We start from the raw sequence: 709 nt of genomic DNA, 5'->3' as shown, positions 1-709 counted from the left end.
ACCTCGCCCAGGACCGCGCCGGTGGCCGGCTCCCTGACGGCGGCCGCGCCGCCCCCGGCGTCCCGCCATGTCCCGTCGAAGATCTTTCCGCCCGAGGCGGTCAGGTCGACCAGGGTGCTCATCGCCGCTCCTCCGCGTATCCGGTGATGGGGACGTCGACGACCAGCGGCGCCTCCCGCTGCCCGGCCTTCGCGACGATCTCGGCGAGCTCGTCCGCCGAGCCGGCCCGGACGGCGTCGAGCCCGAAGAACGCCGCGGCCCGGGTGAAGTCGAGGGCGGGCTGCCGGAAGGTCAGGCCGGTGCCGCGGGACGCGGGCGACTCCCGGTCGTCAAGGGTGTGCTTGAGGGTGCGGTATTCGCCGTTGTTGAGCACGACGAAGGTCACCGGCACCCGGCCGGACGCCGCGTTCCAGAGCCCCTGCAGGCCGAACAGCGCGCAGCCGTCGCCGAGGACCGCGACCACCGGGCGGCCGGGGTCGCCGAGGGCGTGCCCGACGGCGCGGCCGATCCCGGAGCCGAGGCCGCCGCCGATGGTGTGGGAGTAGCTGCCCGGCAGGTCGCGCCGCAGCACCGAGCGCAGCACGACGCCGAAGGTGATGGCCTCCTCGACGAGCAGCGTGTCCGGGGCGAGGCCCCGCGCGACGGCGCGGGCCGCGTCCAGCGGGGTCAGCGGCGGGCCGGGCGGGCCGGGCGGCGCGGCCAGCAGCCG

General features: G+C 77.2%; 1 protein-coding gene. It reads right to left on the bottom strand.

Annotation, left to right across the window (positions count from 1 at the left end; genetic code table 11):
- Window positions 1-118: 118 nt before the first annotated feature.
- Window positions 119-709 (bottom strand): thiamine pyrophosphate-dependent enzyme (locus tag ABD327_RS36875; RefSeq protein ID WP_344458290.1); only part of this gene is annotated, 591 nt, incomplete at its 5' end.

The organism is Actinocorallia aurantiaca, assembly GCF_039533685.1.
In the GTDB taxonomy this organism is placed as follows: domain Bacteria; phylum Actinomycetota; class Actinomycetes; order Streptosporangiales; family Streptosporangiaceae; genus Actinocorallia; species Actinocorallia aurantiaca.
This window is presented reverse-complemented; position numbering and strand designations above follow the sequence as displayed.